Source organism: Candidatus Nitrospira bockiana (assembly GCF_965152565.1).
Genome location: NZ_OZ224215.1, coordinates 2,860,485 through 2,877,513 on the forward strand (window position 1 = coordinate 2,860,485; position 17,029 = coordinate 2,877,513).

Below are 17,029 nucleotides of genomic sequence, written 5' to 3' on the forward strand. Positions count from 1 at the left end.
GAACGAGCGATAAGCATCTATGAAGGGTATTAAGGTGTCCCGGCCGGAATGTTTGGGGCCGTTGTGCCCGGCCCACTCGCCGCCGACTTGAGGAACTCGCGGTAGTCCAGGGCGCGCTCACCTCTCTGGTCCGTTATCCAGAACCGACCTGGTTCGAAGTACAGAAGGTATTCTCTCGGCAGAGGAGGTGGAGTGGGATAGTTGTAGTCGTAGAGATCCGACTTTCTGGTCGGGATCTGGGTGTGAAAATACTCCATTGTGAGATACAGATATGGATCGCGCACCGCCACCCATCCTCCCACCACGTCGTTCCGCATATTGGGATTGAACCCGGGCGCGATGACTTCAAAGTGCGCTCTCTCGTCGGGCCCCGCCTTCGACAGTGCGTCCGCAAGATAAGGCGCGAGCGCCTCTATTTCATCAGCCCGAAACAGCGGCTTCGGCGGGGCCTCCTCGGCAAACCAGCGCAACGGTAAGCGCTGTTGCTCACGGATTGAAAAGCCGCGCAGAATACTCGCGACTTCGGCCGGGCTGACGTGCAGAGGGTGGCTATATCCGGACGGCATTACTTCCCGCTCGAGTGTCATCCTCACGCGACGGTCCTCATGCAGTACTTGCGTGGTGTATGGCAACCGCATACAGCCGGCCAGGGTCACAACGAGCCAGGCGCTCATGAGCACGATGGGGGTCAGGCACCGATTATTCATGGCTGCTCAACGACCTTCAGCCGGAGATATAAATCCCAATCTCTTCAGCGCTGCTTGTGCATCACTCGTCTGAATGAATGACAGGAAGTCTTCACAAAGCCTGCGGTTAGGGCAGTAGCGCTCCATCGCCATCGAGTGGATGACCGGCCGGTATCCTTTTTGAGGCATGACCGCAGCGATGCGCACCCGTTGTTGTTCCTTCACCGCTTCCGATCCAAACACAATGGCGACATCCGCCTGCCCGCTGAGGAGATGATCAAGGACGCCGCGAGTATCTGTGGCGACATCGAGCCGCTCCTTGATCGCCTCCTGGACACCGAGTGCCTCGAAGAACTGTCGGGTTGCCAGACCGAGTTGTGTACGGTATGGGTCTGCGACGGCAATCCGCTTTGCCTTGTCATCGATCACCGCATCGAATGAAGCAGGTGCGTCGACTAATGACTCCGGCACAACGAGGACGAGGGGAACGGACAGGTAGGCGCGGCGCGTTCCAGGCAGGACGTAATATTTCTGCTCCATACGATCGAGTAATTCATCCCCGCCGGGGGCAATGAGATGGATCGGTCCCGATCCAATGAAGGACTTCCCTGTGTTCTCCATCCCGGCAATCATTCGGCGCAGGTCCAAGCCGGAATCGAAGTACAGCTTCACATCAACGCCGGGATGTTTGTTCTCATAGGCGCGGCCCAAGACTTCCAGCGGCTCTTTGAGGCTCGGCGAGGCAGCGATGATGAGCGGCTCGCCAGCCACTACCCGTGCAGGTACGATCAGGGCCAGCATCAGCGAAAGGGCTTGAAACAAGCAGGCCATGACGAGACGGGCCGACATGTTCATAGTTCCCGAACCTTCCCAGTTTCCCGCGTATCATACCCGCCGAGCGCTTGGATCTCAGTGCGGAAGGGGAGGCTGACGATCGTCTCCAACAGCGACGCGATGCCCGTGTGGGTAGAGACATAGGCTTTTGGAACGACGAGATCGTACCGCTCTTCTTGGAGCGGCAGGAACTCGAGCCCTCGGAGCAAGGCCGCCGACCGAAGACCAATGCCGGCATCAGCCCGGCCTTCGGCGATGGCACGGGCAACGGCGAGATGCGAGGAGACGGTATGACCGTAGCCGCGCACTCGCGCAGCCGGAAGATGGGCCGCTTTCAATTTCGCATCCAACAACCATCGCGCCCCGGCGCCCGGCTCGCGATTGACGATCATGACGTTCTCGCGCGCCAGGTCGTCGATTCCGCGGATGCCTTTGGGGTTGCCCTTGGCCACCAGCAACCCTTGCTCCCAGGATGCGAACGTCACGACGAGCACGTCCAGCCCTCGAAGGTGCCGTCGCAGATACGGGAGGTTCGGTTCACCTGACCGTGGATCGAGAAGATGCAAACCGGCGATATGCACCTCACGCCGTTTGAGCGCATCGAGGGCGGCCTCGCTGCCCATCGTCCAGCCCTGAACCTCGGCATGTGCGCGGCGGCGGCGCAGATATTCCCCCGCCAGCACGATGGCCGGATCGCACCCGGCCACCGCCACGGTTTCGTGCGCAGCCGGCCGCTCATGGGAAAGCCGCACCCGGACCCGCATCGCCCGGCCCTTCGATGGAGCGGGAGCGCTGGTCAGGACGCCATCGGCAGGCACCGTGAAGTTGAGCACATCGCCAAGGTCGGCGACCGGGCGCACGATCATCCGGTCCCCGATCGTCGCGAGCTTGACCCGCATCCCGGGCCGGGCCGGCGCCATTCCCACAAACTCGCCGTCGATCTCATCACCGCCCGCTGAAAGGCTGAAGAGATCCTCCACCCGGCATCCCAGGGCGAGCGCCAGCCGCAGTGCGACGGCCGTCGTGGGCAGGTAGTCGTTCGCCTCGATGGCATACACCGCTTGGCGCGTAATCCCCGCTCGTTTGGCGAGCTCCGACGGCGAGAGGCCCTTGGCCGTTCGTTGCGCCTTCAGGCGATTGTCGATCGGCGGGTTCATCGCGATGGCCTCCGCTGTCGGCATGCCGCTTGGATATCAGAATACTTTACGATATGTCAAGTATTCTGATACCCCCCACGTCACCAATTGACTTCGGCTTACGATTCCGGACACCATGCGCGGCATGATCGAGGGACCGCGCGCCCAGCCTCTTCCGTCTTCGCTCAGCGCCTCTCGCCCCGTCCTGCATGGAAGAAGCCCCGTCTGGCGTCGCGTGATGGAGCGGGTGGCCTACCTTGCGCGCAGCCCCGCGCCCGTGCTGATCCAAGGTGAACCGGGATCGGGCAAGAGCGCGCTGGCCCTCCACCTTCATCATCTCAGCGACGACAAGGACACGTTCATCGAGATCGACTGCCGTTCACCACGGCTCCGGCTGCCTCAAGGGGTCGGCCCGAGTCTCGACGCATGGCTGGCTCCCGGTGGAGAGGCGCGAACCGTCTGCCTCGAGGCGATGGATGGGCTCTCAGGCCGCCAGCAACTCGCCCTCCTTGGATTCCTGGAGCGGGCCGGCGACCGTCCGGCGGGCCCCGCCCGCCTCATTGCCACCGCGAGGACATCCCTTCGGATGCACGTCTTGGACGGCCGGTTCCATGACGACCTGCTGTCTCGTTTCATCGAGGTCACCGTTCCGCCATTGCGCGAGCGCCCCGACGATATCCACGAGCTCGCCCGCTGGTGGTTGATCGATCTGGCGGAGGGCGGTCCCGTACCGCGCGTATCGAAAGACGCGATGGCGCTCCTCCTCGACTATCCTTGGCCCGGCAACGTTAGAGAGCTCCATGAGGTGCTGCTGCGGGCCGTCCGAGCGTCCTCGTCGGAAGACGCGATGATCCGGGGGCGGCACGTCGCGAAGGCCTTGCGGGGGGCTTGATGCCCCGCAGCCAGGCAACCCATGCACGGTGATCGCACGATCCGCCCCTTCCCGCGTCTCTCCACCTCCGGCGACTGCGCGTTCAGGATTGCGTTCGGCGAGGGTCTCGACCCGGCCGTGAACGAGCAGGCGGTGGCCTACGCGCGGCAGCTCCGCCGGCTGCGGTGGCACGGTGTCGGGGACGTGGTCCCCGCATTCAACTGCGTCACCGTCTATTACGACCCATTGGCCGTCTCCGCATCGTCCTTGTCGAAACGGCTGCTCCACGTCGCCCAGGCGATCGACGTCCGCTCCTGTCCTGGCTCCCGCCTCGTAACGATCCCGGTCGCGTACGGAGAGGAGTTCGGGCCGGATCTCGAGGCCGTTGCACGGCATGCTGGATGCTCGCCGGATCAGGTCGTCGCGCTGCACGCCTCGGCCCACTACCGGGTGTACATGCTTGGATTCAGCCCGGGGTTTCCCTATCTCGCCTCGGTCCCCGAGGCGATTGCGATCCCGCGCCTCTCGACCCCGCGGACCTGTGTGCCGGCCGGCTCCGTGGGCATTGCCGGAATCCAGACGGGCATCTATCCGCAGGCGAGCCCGGGCGGGTGGCGGCTCATCGGCCGGACGCCGATGAGACTGTTCGACGTGAGCCGATCGTCGCCCTGCCTCCTCCGACCCGGCGATCGAGTGCGGTTTCGTCCGATCAGCCGACGTGACTACGAACGCTTCTCATCACCCTGACGGGCCCAAGTGCCGCCTGGACCTCAATTGCGACGTCGGTGAGTACACCGATCCGGCCCGGCTTTCCTCGGAAGCCCGCCTCATCCCGCTGGTCACCTCGGTGAACATCGCCTGTGCTCAGCATGCCGGAAGCCCCGCCGTCATGCGCGCCCTCGTCCGTACGGCCAAGTCGCACGGGGTGGCGATCGGTGCCCATCCGGGGTTCCGGGACCCCGAAGGGCAGGGGCGGCGGTCGGTGTCCTTGTCGCCCAACGAGGTCGAAACGCTCGTGGCCTACCAGGTCGCCGCTCTGATCGGCATCGCCCGGCTGGAAGGTGCCACGGTGTCCCATGTGAAGCCCCACGGCGCCCTCTATCACCATGCGACGCGTGATCGGGCCGCGGCCGAGGCCATTGCCCGCGCCGTCGTCGCCCTCGACCCTACCCTCATTCTCGTCGCCTTCCCCGACTCCCATCTTCTGGGTGCCGCTCGAGCCCGCGGGCTCAGAGCCGTCCAGGAGGCGTTTGCCGATCGGGCTTATCTGGGGGATGGGTCGCTGGTGCCCCGTGACCGCCCGGGTGCCGTGTTGACCGATGAGCGCGCGGTCCTGGAACAGGTCCGTCTCTTCGTACGCGACCACCGCATCCGAGCCGTCGACGGGACCGAGCTGACGATGGCGGCCGAAACCTTGTGCGTCCACGGCGACACGCCGGGAGCCGAGCGATTGCTCCGGGCGATTCGGCAAGAGCTGGAGGCGAGCGGCATCCATCTCGTACCACTGGCGCATGGCTAAACGAGTCCCTGCCAGCTTGGTCGTCGTCCGGCCCGGCCTGTACACGACCATTCAAGATCTCGGCCGGGCCGGCTTTCAGCACCTCGGCATCCCGGTGGCCGGCGCGATGGATCGTTTTGCATGCCGCGCGGCGAATCGCTTGGTGGGAAACGCCGACACCGCGGCGCTGTTGGAAGCGACGGTCAGTGGTCCCGAGTTGGTCTTCGAGGAGGAAGCGGTCGTCGCCGTCACGGGCGGTGATCTTACACCGCGCCTCAATGCGGCGCCGCTGCCGTTGTGGACTGCGGTATCCGTCCCGCGCGGAAGCGTGGTCTCCTTCGGGTCACGGCGCACGGGGGCGCGGGCGTATGTCGTAGTCGCGGGTGGACTCGCCGTTCCTCAAGTGCTCGGCAGCCGTTCCACGCACGCGGGGAGCGGGCTCGGAGGGTTGCATGGTCGTCCGCTCGCCGCAGGGGACCGCCTGCAGGCGGGACGGCCCGCCTGCCCGCTTGTCGACCTGGTCGGCCGTTCGTGGCCGGAACGCGCGCGCCCGGGCTATCGCGCGTCTCCCGATCTGCGCATCCTCCCCGGCCCCCATGCCCATCTCTTCGACCATGCGGCCTGGTCCGCCTTCACCGCGGCACGCTACCGTCTCTCACCGAGCTCGGATCGGATGGGGTTTCGTCTCACGGGGCCAGAGGTGGCACCGCTCAAGACGGGTGAGATGTTGTCGGAGGCCGTTCCGTTCGGGGCCGTGCAGATTCCGCCGGACGGCCGGCCCATTCTCTTGATGGCGGATCGCCAGACGACGGGAGGCTACCCGGTCATTGCCGTGGTCATCACCGCGGATCTTCCGCTGGCCGCGCAGTTGATGCCCGGTGACAGCCTTGGCTTCAACGTGGTCGACTTGAAGACGGCACACGACCTGCTGGCAGAGCAGGAGACGTGGTTGGACCGGATCCGCGTCCCGCATCGGGGGACGCAGGGTCCTCGAGCGGCTAGAAGTGCGCGTTCATCGGCAGGGCGACGGTGAAATACTTGTCGCGCTCGGAATACAGCACCCGTTTGGAAACGAGGTCGTTCAGCACCCGCCGGAGGGCTTCCGGGTTCTCCGCATCCACCAGCTCCCGCTGCGCGGCGTGCGCACGGATTTGCTCGAAGGATTTCGGGGCTTCATTGCAGAAATCGATCACGAAGGCGGCTGCCCCCGTATAGCGCTCTCGCGTGGCGGCGCCCTCGTCACGCCCGTCGTACACCGTGATGTAATTGAGGGCCTTGGCATAATAGAGGTAGGGCTTGTCCGCTCCGGCTTGCCGGCGCTGCCAGCCGTGCACGGCATCGAGCAGGTCGCGGTACAGGTGCGGGTCCACCTTGTGATCGATCTCGTATTCGAAATCGTAGGCGATGCGGTTGAGATCGATCTTGGCCGGGTCGTAGACATAGTCGTACGCGGCGCCCGGCCCGGTGATCCTGACGCCGTACTGGTGGGGACGCGTGAAATAAGGGCTGAAGCGTTCCAGCCAGAATTTGCCTACGCTCTCCGGGGCCTGCAGATGAAACAATGACGGGATGACGTCGATCTGATGCCGATAGTCCTCGTCGGTCTCGCCTGGAAAGCCGAGGAGGATGTTCCAATTGAGGTCGATGTTGTAATACCGACTCCACTTCAGCACGACCACGTTCTGCATCGGGCTGACGCCCTTGTCCATCTCCCGCAGTTGGTCGGCACTGAGGCTTTCGAGGCCGGGCTGCATGGACGTGACGCCACCGTGCGCCAAGGTCCGGATCTGCTGTTTGGTCAAATTGCTCTTCGTCTCGATGAAAATGTCGAGATCGTAATGGTGCGCCGCGAGCTCACCGAAGAGGCCGTCGATGTATTTCATGTCGATGATGTTGTCGACGAATCGCACGCGGGTGGTGTCATAGCGGGAGGACAGATACTCCAGCTCACGCCGTACCTGCTCGGGGGCCTTCGATCGAAACTTCATGCTCTGCGCGTTCAACCCGCAGAACGTACAGTGATGCTTTTCCCCCCACCAACAGCCCCTGGCGGCCTCGTACAGAAGAATGCGGTTCATGCCCTTGAATGAGCCGGGAGCCACCTCCTCCAACTGGGTGAAGTAGTCGTCGTAATCCGGCGGGCTGGTTTGGGCAAACTCCGCGAACAACGTCGTGTTCGGTGTAAAACGGACTTGGCCGTCCTTCCGCCACGCGACGCCGGGCGGCGGCTCTCCCTCCCGACCCTCGAGCACTTGCCGGACCAAGGCCGGCAACACCGTTTCCCCTTCGCCGACCACGACGTAATCGATCCATGGGAAGGCGCGGAAATACTCGAGGCCCATCTCGCCGTCGTAGTGTGCGCCGCCGAAGACGATGCGGACCTCCGGATAAAGATCCTTAATCAGCTTGGCGAGCGTGATGCTGGCGACGTTCTGCTGGAACATCGACGTGAACCCGATGAGGCGGTACCGGCTCCAGTCGATCGCCGTCAGCGCCCAGGTGAGAAATTGCGGCGCGATCCGTCCTTCGATCTCTTCCAGATAAGACGTGGGGCATCCGATTTTCCGGCACGTCTCTTCGATCAGCGGCTTGAAATCCCGTAGGTACGCCTGGTGCTTGGGGTTGTCATGGAAGAGAAGACGGGAGAAGAGCCATTCCCCGAGCAGCAACTGACTCTCACAGAGGACATCGTAGAGCGGAAATCCCACGCGCTGAGCGAAGAACAGGTTCAGGTAATGACTCTGAACCGTCGTGCCGTGGGCCTTCAAGAGTGCGGACAGCGTACCCAGTTGAATGGACGGGTACTTCGAATGACCGAAAGGCATGTTGACGAGGGCGATGGGGCAATCGGACATGGGCGGGCCTTCTGTGGTTCGCTCACCTCGTGCGGCCTCCGCGAATCCTACCACAAGGCTTCGGGCCCGCGCATCAATGGGAGCGAAGGTATCGGCAGTCGAACGGGGCACGGTCAAGCGAGCAGCGGCGGAGCGGAAGGTCAGACGGAAGAGGCAAACCGCCGGCGGGTGCGGGTGATGGCCGGACTTGGATGGGCCGCGCGATTTCTCAGGATCGTGGCATCGAGGACTTCTCCGCAGATCAGACAGCGCCACCCGACAAAGCAGAGGGCTCCGGTGTCATCGGAAAGGTCCTCGAACACTTCACGGACCATCTCGCCCTGACAGCGAAGACATTCCATAGACGTTCATCAAAAAGAGCGTGGAGAGACGCCCGGATCGGACGTCTCTCCACCTGGCTCGACTGGCGGCCAGCACCAGTCTCTGGTCCGATGGATCACCGGCTCGGGGACGTTGGGAGGGGCCTGGCCCCTCCCAACCTTCCGCCATTACAGCCAGTTCACGCGTTCGGCGGGCCGAATGTAGATCGGCTCTTCCACCTGGATGCGCGCCACCTCCTTGCCCGACTTGTTGAATCCCAGCACGGTGTCGTTGTACATCTCGAACCGCTTCCCGTGGATCTGGGTCTCGAACACCTTCGGGCCCGGAATGACGTCGTACCGGAAGACGATCTGCTGGCTCGCGCGCCACAGCTGCAGCACCGCCAACAGCTCCCGGCTCGGCACCAGGTACTTCTCGATCGCGTTGTCCACCCCCGGCCCGAACATCTGCCGGGCGTAGCCCCGCGGGCTCCACCGCGGCGGGATGTAGTAGCCGTTGGGCTCCGTCCCCCACTGCGGGTACAGGGGCAGCGCCACCTGCTCCACCCGGATCGTGAAGTAGAGCGGGTGCCACCGGTCCTCCGCCCACAGGCCGTCCTCGCCGATGCGCACCAGGCTCTGCATGCGGATCTTCCCCACGCACGCCGCCATACAGCGCGTCTCCATCGGCTCGCCGCCCGTCAGCGGGTCCTTCCCCTCGATCCGCGGATAGCAGGCGATGCACTTCTCGCTCACCCGCGTCGTGCCCCGGTACATCGGCTTCTTGTACGGGCACTGCTCCACGCACTTCTTGTACCCCCGGCACCGGTTCTGGTCGATCAGCACGATCCCGTCCTCCGGCCGCTTGTAGATGGCCTTGCGCGGGCAGGCCGCCAGACACCCCGGGTACGTGCAGTGGTTGCAGATCCGCTGCAGGTAGAAGAAGAACGTCTCGTGCTCCGGCAGGCTGCTGCCCTGCAGCCGCCACGGCTCATCCCGGCTGAACCCGGTCTTGTCGATGCCCTCGACGATCGCGCGCATCGATGTCGCCGTGTCCTCGTAGATGTTCACGAACCGCCACTCTTGGTCCGTCGGGATGTAGCCGATCGCCGCCTGGCCGATCTTGGCCCCCGCGTCGAAGATCGTCATCCCTTCGAACACCCCGTACGGCGCATGGTGCTTGCGCCCGACGCGCACGTTCCACACCTGCCCCCCCGGGTTCACCTGCTCGATCAACTGCGTGATCTTCACGTCGTAGAACTGCGGGTACCCGCCGTACGGCTTGGTCTCCACGTTGTTCCACCACATGTACTCCTGCCCTTTGCTGAACAGCCACGTCGACTTGTCCGCCATCGAGCAGGTCTGGCACGCCAGACACCGATTGATGTTGAACACGAAGGCAAACTGCCACTTCGGATGCCGCTCCTCGTAGGGATAGAGCATCTTCCGCCCCAGTTGCCAGTTATAGACTTCCGGCATGTGATTCCTCCTCGTTAAACGTTAACCGTTATTCGTTAATCGCGTCGGACCGTTCTTGCGTCACGTTTAACGTTGAACGTTTAACGTCAGACTTTAATCTTAATGTGCTCCCCCTTGAGCCACTTGATCATGAACTCGTTCTCCTGGCCCGGGGTGAACCCGGTCCGGACCGGCTCCCAGGGGCCGCGCGCCCCGATGCCGCCGTCCTCCGCCTTCGTGATGCGGATCAGACACTCCTTCGGCACCGTGTTGACCCCGTGGTGGTCGATCTGGAAGCCCCACTTGAACTTCCACGCCACCGCGTGCTTGCCCGGCAAGCTGTCGGTCATGTGCATCGGCATCAGCCAGGAGCGCGTGAACGACTGCTGCGCGCCGTACCGGAAGTTCGACTGATACCCGGTATCGACCGCGATCGCGCGCCCGTCCGGCCGCGTCTCGTGCCCCTTCACCGACTTCGCCGTGGAGACGTACGGCGCGTGCTTCGCCATCGTCACGTGGTACGGATACGCCGGGTTGTACTTCGCCCGGATCATCAACCGCGCCACCTTGTAGTACGGATCCGAGGGCTTCCAGCCGCGGTACGGCCGGTCCACCGGGTTGCCGTCCACGAACACGTAGTCGCCGTCATTGATGCCCCGGTCCTTCGCCGCCTGCGGGTTGATGTGCAACTGGTGCTCGCCCACCCCCGGCGTCCGCTTGTCCATCCGGTACGGATCGCCGAAGTTGCTCTCGTAGATCTGCACCCAGTCGTTCACCGACCACTGGCTGTGCACCCGGTGCCGGGTCTTCGGGGTCACGCAGTAGAACTGATACCCCTTCTCCCACAACGGGTTGCTCTGCCGCTTGATCTCCTGCCACGGCAGCTTCAGGTTCCGCACGTGCTTGTCGTCGTGGTGCTGCGCCGTGATCGGAATCCCGTAGTCGTCCGGCCGGATGTACGGGTTCGTCGAGAAGATCGCGTTCGGCAGGTACGGCGTGGCTTCCGGCCCTTCGCGATGGACCACGAAGTTCTCGCCGTACTCGATGGCCTCCGGCTCGATCCGATAGGTCTCCAGCCGACCCGACCGCGTCCACTGCGGCTTGCTCTCGTTGACCTCTTCCCAGAGCGGCTCGCGCGGATAGGTCCGGGTCATGACCATCCAGCCCTTCTCCGACTTCAGCATCGTGTCCGCGTTGTAGCCGTAGTACGTGCTGCTGGCGTCCAGCATCCGCTGCACGTAGACGTCGACGCGGTTCATGTACACGAAGTGGAACACTTGCTTCATGCGGTTGTCGCCCGTCATCTCGGTCAGCTTGGCCGCGACGCCGGCGAACGTGTCCGCATCGTTCCGCGTGTCGTACAGCGGCCGGATGCCGCCCTTCCAGATCTGCACCCATGGGTTCGACACCGTCATGGTCATCTCCGGATAGGTGAACTCCATCCAGCTGTTGCACGCAAACGCCACGTCCGCATGGTTCACGTCGGACGTCATCTCAATATCCTGCGTGATGATGCACTCGATATTGGGATCGACGTTCTTCACCATGTCGTAGTGGTGCTTGGAGTTGTTGAGCACGTTCACGTTGGTCACCCAGCGGAACTTGCTCGGGGTCGGCATGTGCGTCTTGCCCGTGAACACCTTGCGCCCGTACTTGGGCGTGTTCACGATCAACGCCGTGTCGCCGTGGTTCCAGAAGCCCACGTCCTCGCCGTAGTAGTACGACTTGGTCTTGATCTCCTTGCCATGGGCGTTGGGGTCCAGGGTCTGGTTGAACGGGTCCTCGCCGGTGTGCACCGCCAGGCCCGCGCCCGACCACGGCGTCGCCGTCCAGCCGCCCGCCTTGTAGTTCCCCGACCAGGTGTGGCAGCCCGACCCGAACTTCCCGATGTTGCCGGTCAGCGTGAGCACCAACGCCGCGGCGCGCCCCATTTCCGTCATGTGGAAATAGTGGCAGACGCCTTCGCCGTTGTTCATCTGCGCCGGCTTGATCGTCCCGACGTCCCGCGCCCAGCGGACGATCAGGTCTTTCGGGGCCCGGGTGATCTGATGCACCGTGTCCAGGTCGTAATCCTGCAAGTGCACCAGGTACATCTGGTAGATCGGCATCGCGTCGACTTCGCGGCCGTTCAGCAGCTTGACCCGGTACGTGCCGGTCAACGCCGCATCGATGCCGCTCTGCTGGAAGTGCCAGCCCACCTGCTCGCGGTGCAGCGGCACGGCTTGGTTCTTGGCCAAGTCCCACACCATCATGCCGCCCAGCCGCTGGATCTGCTCGGGCTTCAAGGACTGCACCTGCCCGGAATAGCTCTTCGAGAAATCCGGGAACTGGTAGTCCTTCACGACATCCCGCGGATCCAGGTACTGCAGCGTGTCCGTGCGGACCAGGATCGGCATGTCCGTGTAAGCCTTGATGAAGTCGGTATCACCCATGTTCTCGTCGAGAAGGATCTTCGACGCGCCGAGGAAATTGGCGGCATCGGTCTCCGGCCGGATAGGAATCCAGTAATCCGCCCGAGAAGCCGTCGGGTTGTATTCCGGCGTGATCACGACGATCCGGGCGCCCCGCTCGATCGACTCGAGCTTCCAGTGGGCCTCCGGCATCTTGTTCTCGACGAAGTTCTTGCCCCAGCTCGTGTTCAACTTGCTGAAGCGCATGTCCACCAGGTCCATGTCGCAGTTCTGGGTGCCGTTCCACCACGGCTGCGACGGGTCCTGGTCGCCGTGCCAGGTGTAGTTCGTCCAGTACCGGCCGCCCTGCGCCTGCTCCGGCCCCACTTTCCGGATCCAGCTGTCCAAGAGCGGCAGCACCCCGCCGTTGAACCGCGTGTTCATCATCTTCCCGACGATGCCGAGCACCGGCATGCCCGCGCGATGCTTGAAGCAGCGCGTCCCCGCGCCCTTCATCATCTCGATCATCTCCGGCGGATACCCCTGCTCGCGCAACCGCCGCGCGCCCGCCTCGCCGCTGTACTTGGTCGCAATCAACACGACCGCCTTCGCGACGTAGGTGAACGCCGTGTCCCACGACACCCGGATCATGTCGTCCAGGTACCGGCTGTCGAATTTGTACTTCCGCTTCGCCTCCGGGGTGAGCTCGGGTGACCCCGCGTCCATCCACTCCTTCCACCCCCGGCGCATCAACGGGCCCTTCAACCGATACGGCCCGTACACCCGGCGATGGAACGTATACCCCTTCAAGCACATCCGCGGGTTGTGCCCGAACGTCCCGCGGTTCCCGTACAGGTCCTCGTACGTCTGGTGATCGTAGTTCTGCTCCACGCGCATGACGACGCCGTTGCGCACGAACGCGCGGACGCGGCAGCCGTGCGTGTCGTTCGGGGAGCAGCACCAGGTGAACGAGGAGTCGTACCGATACTGATCGTGATAGACCCGCTCCCAGGAGCGGTCCGGGTAGTCGCCGAGGGGATTGCCCACCTCGATGACCGGCTGCAGCGCCGTCAGCGCCAGCGCCTTGTCGGCGATGGCGGCCGCCGCCACGGTCCCGGCTGAGACCTTCAAAAATTGTCGCCTTGATAAGAACATTGCGTGCACCTCCTGAAAGGACCAAGGTTCCTCTCTCGTAACATCGACCATCCCACGACAGCCCTTTTCACCTCCTTTCGTTGGCGGTGAGACGGAAGACGAGAGAACGGACGGAGAAGACAAACAAGCTACGTGCCGGAATCGGCCTGATGAGGGAAATTGGCTAGGATGGCAAAAGTCTGCGAGGAGTCAATCAGTTACAGGCAATTGACTGAGGGAAGGAGCTCCAGGAGATGCCGCTACGATCATCCGTGGTCAGAGAAAGCTGATACCGAAGTCTATAATGAATCAGAACGCTATGAGAACACGCGATCTTTTGGTTGTCATCTTCTTCTAACAAGAGGATGCTCGGAGCTAAGTGGCTGTCTTTAAACGAAAAAAATCCTATTTTCTTCTTTCGATTGTCTGTCTTTCCTGACACTAGTTAGCATCCTTTAGATAACGTCTCATGATCTCGTGAAAATACGAGCGCGGAAGGCCACTCTCATTCGCGGCATGGGTGATATTGCCCTGATGATTGGCGAGCTTGGCCCGCAGATAGCGCCGATTGAAATCCTCGAGCACCTTCTCCTTCGCTTTCGCATAGGGAAGATGCAGATAGTCTTCCGCCATAGCTCCCGGGTCGGCAGGCTGAAGGAGCCCCAAAATCTCTTGGCGGCCGAGCCGGTCTCCTTTCGCCAGCATCACCGCACGCTCGATGACGTTGCGCAATTCCCGAACATTGCCCGGCCACGTATAGGCGATCAAGTCGGTGACCGCGGCCGCATGCAGATCTTCGACGTGCTTGCCGAACTCCTTCGCATACCGCTGGATGAAATGCCGCGCAAGGAGTGGAATATCTTCCTTCCGCTCGCGCAACGGAGGCACTTGGATCACCATGACGTTGAGGCGGAAAAAGAGATCCTTTCGGAACTCGTTGCGCTTGACCTTCTCCGCCAGATTCTGATTGGTCGCCGCCACGAATCGGACGTTCACCTTTTTCTGTTGGGTGCTGCCGACGGCGCGGACCTCCCCCTCCTCCAGCACCCGCAACAGCTTCGCCTGCTGGCTCAGCGGGAGATCGCCGACCTCGTCGAGGAAGACCGTGCCTCCACTCCCCACTTCGATGAGTCCTCGCTTGTCGGCCACCGCGCCGGTGAATGCGCCCCGTACGTGGCCGAACAATTCACTCTCGACCATTCCGTCCGAAAAGGTCGTGCAATCGACGACCTGGAAGGGACCGTCCCGCTCGGGACTCCGCTCGTGGATCGCCCGGGCGATCAACTCTTTGCCGGTTCCCGTTTCGCCGACGATCAACGCCGTCGCCGAAACCTGAGCAACCGCGTCGATCATCGCCAACACGGGCTGGATGGCCGGGCTCGTACCGACCAAGTCTTTGACGGGCAGCGCGAACGAGGAGCGTTCGGGAGGCCGGTATTGACGGAGGATTTCCGCCATCCGCATCGCCCGATGGATCCGCGTCGTGAGGTCGAGCGTCTGAAAGGGTTTCAGCACGTAGTCGAACGCCCCATGGCGCATCGCTTCGACGGCGACATCGACGGCATTGACCCAGCTCATCACGACGACCGGGATCCGTCGGTTCAGCTGTTGGACCCGTTGGAGGAACTCGATCCCGCTCATGCCCGGCAGGCGGACATCGGTGATGACGAGGTCGATCGCGCGCTCTTCGAGGATCTTCAGCCCGCCCTCGGCGCGAGCCGCGAACACCAGGTCGACGCTCTCGTCTTCGCTCCTCGGCAACTCGGACTCGACCGCCCGTAGGAACATTTCGACGTCCCCGGCGTTGTCTTCAATGACGAGGATTGTAAAGACCTTGTCTTTGGTCATCTTCATGGTTGCCACCGCCATCGACTGGCTCTCCTTGACGTTCCGATCCAGGGGCGACGGTCTCCCGTAAGAGTACCGGCAGCCGGACGTAGAAGGTGCTGCCTTCGTCCGGTTTCGATTCGACCGTCACACTGCCGCCGTAATGCTCGACGACGGTCTTGACGATCGACAGACCCAAGCCGGCGCCGGGCGCGTCCACCGTCCCAACCCGATGAAACGGCTCGAAGATCGCTTCGGCCATCCCTGGCTCTATGCCGATCCCGTTGTCCCGGACATAGAGCAGTCCGCCCTGCTCGCCGATCTCGATCCGCGGCGACGATTGATCCCCCATGTATTTCACGGCGTTGTCGATCAGATTGCCGAGCACCTGCTTCAGATGGATGCGGCGGCACGCGAAGTGCGGGAGGTCTTTGGCGACGGACACGACGATCCCCCTGGCCTTCAGCCGACCGGCGTGCAGCTCCAATACCTCCTGCACGACCGACCCCACATCGACGCTTTCCACCACGCGGCGCTCCCGTACTAGCCGGGCCACATCGAGCGTACGTTCGGCAAGATCGGACAAATCCTTCCCTTCCTTTTGGATCCAGTCCAGATATCGGCGCGCCCGTTCGTCGAGCCGCGCTCCATAGTCTTTCACGATCCACGAGGCGAACTCGGCGACGCGCCCGGCTGGAGCCTTCACTTCATGGGTGAGGTCCGCCACCTTGCGTTCGAGCGCCTCAAGCTTGTGCTTGAGATCATGCGACTCCGCCTCCACGGTTTCCAGCAGGCGGGCGTTCTCGATGGCGACCGCCGCATAGGAGCAAAAGTGCTCGGTGAGCTTGACATCTTGGTCGGTGAACACGCGGACCGCGCTCGTCTGCAGCAAAACGAGGACGCCGATCAACTCGCGCGGCCCCGAGACCGGCACCGCCATATAGCTCTTGGCGGCGAACTCGTCGCGAAATCGGATCTGTTTGTCGGCGTGCTCGGACAGGTCGTTGACGAAGATCGGGGCGCGGGTTTCGAACACCCGGGTCGTGAGCGGCGTCTCCTCAAACAACAAGACCTGCTTGCGAATCGCATCGAAGATCTTCCCTGACGCCGCCTCGACCACCCAGCAATCGAGGACCGGATGCCGGACCAGGAGCACGGCGAGGTCCGCCTTCAACAGGTCGGCAGCACGATCGGCGATCCGCCGGAGCACCTGCTCCAATCCCCCGGCCTCCAGCATCGTGATCTCCTGCCCCGTCAGTCGAAGGGCCTCCAAGTGATGGAGGTGTTGGTGGATCCGCCCCGCCATCCACTCGAACGTGGCGGCGAGCCGCCCCAGCTCGTCATGGGATCGCACGGGAATCGACGTGGGGAGCACGCCGACGGCCATCTGCTCGGCCCCGTGGGCCAATGCGCGCAAAGGATCTCTGACGACGCGCCGCAGCACCCACACCGCAAAGAGCCAGAGGACCCCGGCAAAGATGAGAAAAGAGAACTGCAGTCGGTAGAGAACCTGCACGCGGTCCGCGGCTCGACGATCGATCGCTTCCACCAGGTCGGACCATGAGGAGACGAACGAGGCGACCCGCACATCGTATCCCCGCCGGGCCGCTTGGAACTCCTCGGGAGTCGCCTGGAGCACACGGGTCAGCGCCGGCTTGACGTCCTGCCCCCACTGTTGCTGGACGACGTCGATTTTCGTCGTGATGTCCGGATCGCTGACGCGAAACCATCCCAACTCCCGCTGGCTCTCGCTCAGGCTCGTCAAGACGTACTCGATCTGCCGCATCTCCTCTTCGACGGACGATCGGAGATGCGGCGTGAGACTGGTCCGATCGCCGAGGAGGAAGGCCAACTTGTAGATGCGCATGCGCTGGCTGCCGCCGGCGTTGATGGCCGCGCCGGCGCCGATCAACTGTTGCGCAAGGTAGCCGTTGACGGTCAGCAAGACGATGAAGACGAGGGCGAGCAGCATGAACACCGCGCCGATCTTCATTGTCACCGAGAACGCGGGCCACCGGACGGTCATCCGTGCGCTCCTATC

The 17,029-nt window shown here is 63.1% G+C and carries 13 protein-coding genes; 4 read left to right on the forward strand and 9 right to left on the reverse strand.

What is annotated here, in order from left to right; genetic code table 11:
- Positions 1–29 precede the first annotated feature (29 nt).
- From ACWHYV_RS14005 to ACWHYV_RS14015, 3 genes are read right to left on the reverse strand one after another with little or no spacing between them, the layout of a single operon-like run.
- Positions 30–707 (reverse strand): hypothetical protein, encoded by a 678-nt coding sequence (locus ACWHYV_RS14005; protein ID WP_447977110.1) that lies wholly within the window; start codon positions 705–707, stop codon positions 30–32.
- 6 nt (positions 708–713) lie between these two features.
- The gene (gene modA, locus ACWHYV_RS14010; protein WP_447977111.1) at positions 714–1,541 is read right to left on the reverse strand and encodes a molybdate ABC transporter substrate-binding protein; all 828 of its coding nucleotides are present in this window, start codon (positions 1,539–1,541) and stop codon (positions 714–716) included.
- Positions 1,538–2,701, reverse strand: a complete 1,164-nt coding sequence (locus tag ACWHYV_RS14015) for a substrate-binding domain-containing protein (RefSeq protein ID WP_447977112.1) — start codon at positions 2,699–2,701, stop codon at positions 1,538–1,540. The genes modA and ACWHYV_RS14015 overlap by 4 nt, the downstream gene beginning before the upstream one ends.
- Positions 2,702–2,792: 91 nt before the next feature.
- Between ACWHYV_RS14015 and ACWHYV_RS14020 the strand changes: the two genes are divergently transcribed.
- From ACWHYV_RS14020 to ACWHYV_RS14035, 4 genes are read left to right on the forward strand one after another with little or no spacing between them, the layout of a single operon-like run.
- The gene (locus ACWHYV_RS14020; RefSeq protein WP_447977113.1) at positions 2,793–3,548 is read left to right on the forward strand and encodes a sigma 54-interacting transcriptional regulator; all 756 of its coding nucleotides are present in this window, start codon (positions 2,793–2,795) and stop codon (positions 3,546–3,548) included.
- Between the two features lie 21 nt (positions 3,549–3,569).
- Positions 3,570–4,274: a 5-oxoprolinase subunit PxpB gene (gene pxpB, locus ACWHYV_RS14025; RefSeq protein ID WP_447977114.1), complete on the forward strand. Its 705-nt coding sequence runs from the start codon at positions 3,570–3,572 to the stop codon at positions 4,272–4,274.
- Positions 4,246–5,046: a LamB/YcsF family protein gene (locus ACWHYV_RS14030; RefSeq protein ID WP_447977115.1), complete on the forward strand. Its 801-nt coding sequence runs from the start codon at positions 4,246–4,248 to the stop codon at positions 5,044–5,046. Before pxpB ends, ACWHYV_RS14030 begins: the two co-directional genes overlap by 29 nt.
- A complete protein-coding gene (locus tag ACWHYV_RS14035) occupies positions 5,039–6,058 on the forward strand; it encodes a 5-oxoprolinase subunit C family protein (RefSeq protein ID WP_447977116.1) in 1,020 nt (339 codons plus the stop codon). Before ACWHYV_RS14030 ends, ACWHYV_RS14035 begins: the two co-directional genes overlap by 8 nt.
- Here ACWHYV_RS14035 and ACWHYV_RS14040 read toward each other — a convergent pair.
- From ACWHYV_RS14040 to ACWHYV_RS14065, 6 genes are all read right to left on the reverse strand, one after another.
- On the reverse strand, positions 6,024–7,880 hold the full coding sequence (locus tag ACWHYV_RS14040) for a RiPP maturation radical SAM C-methyltransferase (RefSeq protein WP_447977117.1): 1,857 nt from the start codon (positions 7,878–7,880) through the stop codon (positions 6,024–6,026). The two genes, ACWHYV_RS14035 and ACWHYV_RS14040, sit on opposite strands and share 35 nt — an antisense overlap.
- Before the next feature lie 140 nt (positions 7,881–8,020).
- Entirely contained in the window at positions 8,021–8,221 is a 201-nt protein-coding gene (locus ACWHYV_RS14045; RefSeq protein WP_447977118.1) for a hypothetical protein, read from the reverse strand.
- Positions 8,222–8,368: 147 nt separating this feature from the next.
- Entirely contained in the window at positions 8,369–9,658 is a 1,290-nt protein-coding gene (locus ACWHYV_RS14050) for a 4Fe-4S dicluster domain-containing protein (protein WP_447977119.1), read from the reverse strand.
- Between the two features lie 86 nt (positions 9,659–9,744).
- Positions 9,745–13,182 carry a molybdopterin-dependent oxidoreductase gene (locus tag ACWHYV_RS14055; RefSeq protein WP_447977120.1) on the reverse strand — a complete coding sequence of 1,146 codons (3,438 nt, stop codon included), beginning with the start codon at positions 13,180–13,182 and terminating at the stop codon, positions 9,745–9,747.
- A gap of 420 nt (positions 13,183–13,602) precedes the next feature.
- A complete protein-coding gene (locus ACWHYV_RS14060) occupies positions 13,603–15,015 on the reverse strand; it encodes a sigma-54-dependent transcriptional regulator (protein WP_447977121.1) in 1,413 nt (470 codons plus the stop codon).
- Entirely contained in the window at positions 14,972–17,014 is a 2,043-nt protein-coding gene (locus ACWHYV_RS14065; protein WP_447977122.1) for an ATP-binding protein, read from the reverse strand. Before ACWHYV_RS14065 ends, ACWHYV_RS14060 begins: the two co-directional genes overlap by 44 nt.
- Between the last annotated feature and the right edge of the window lie 15 nt (positions 17,015–17,029).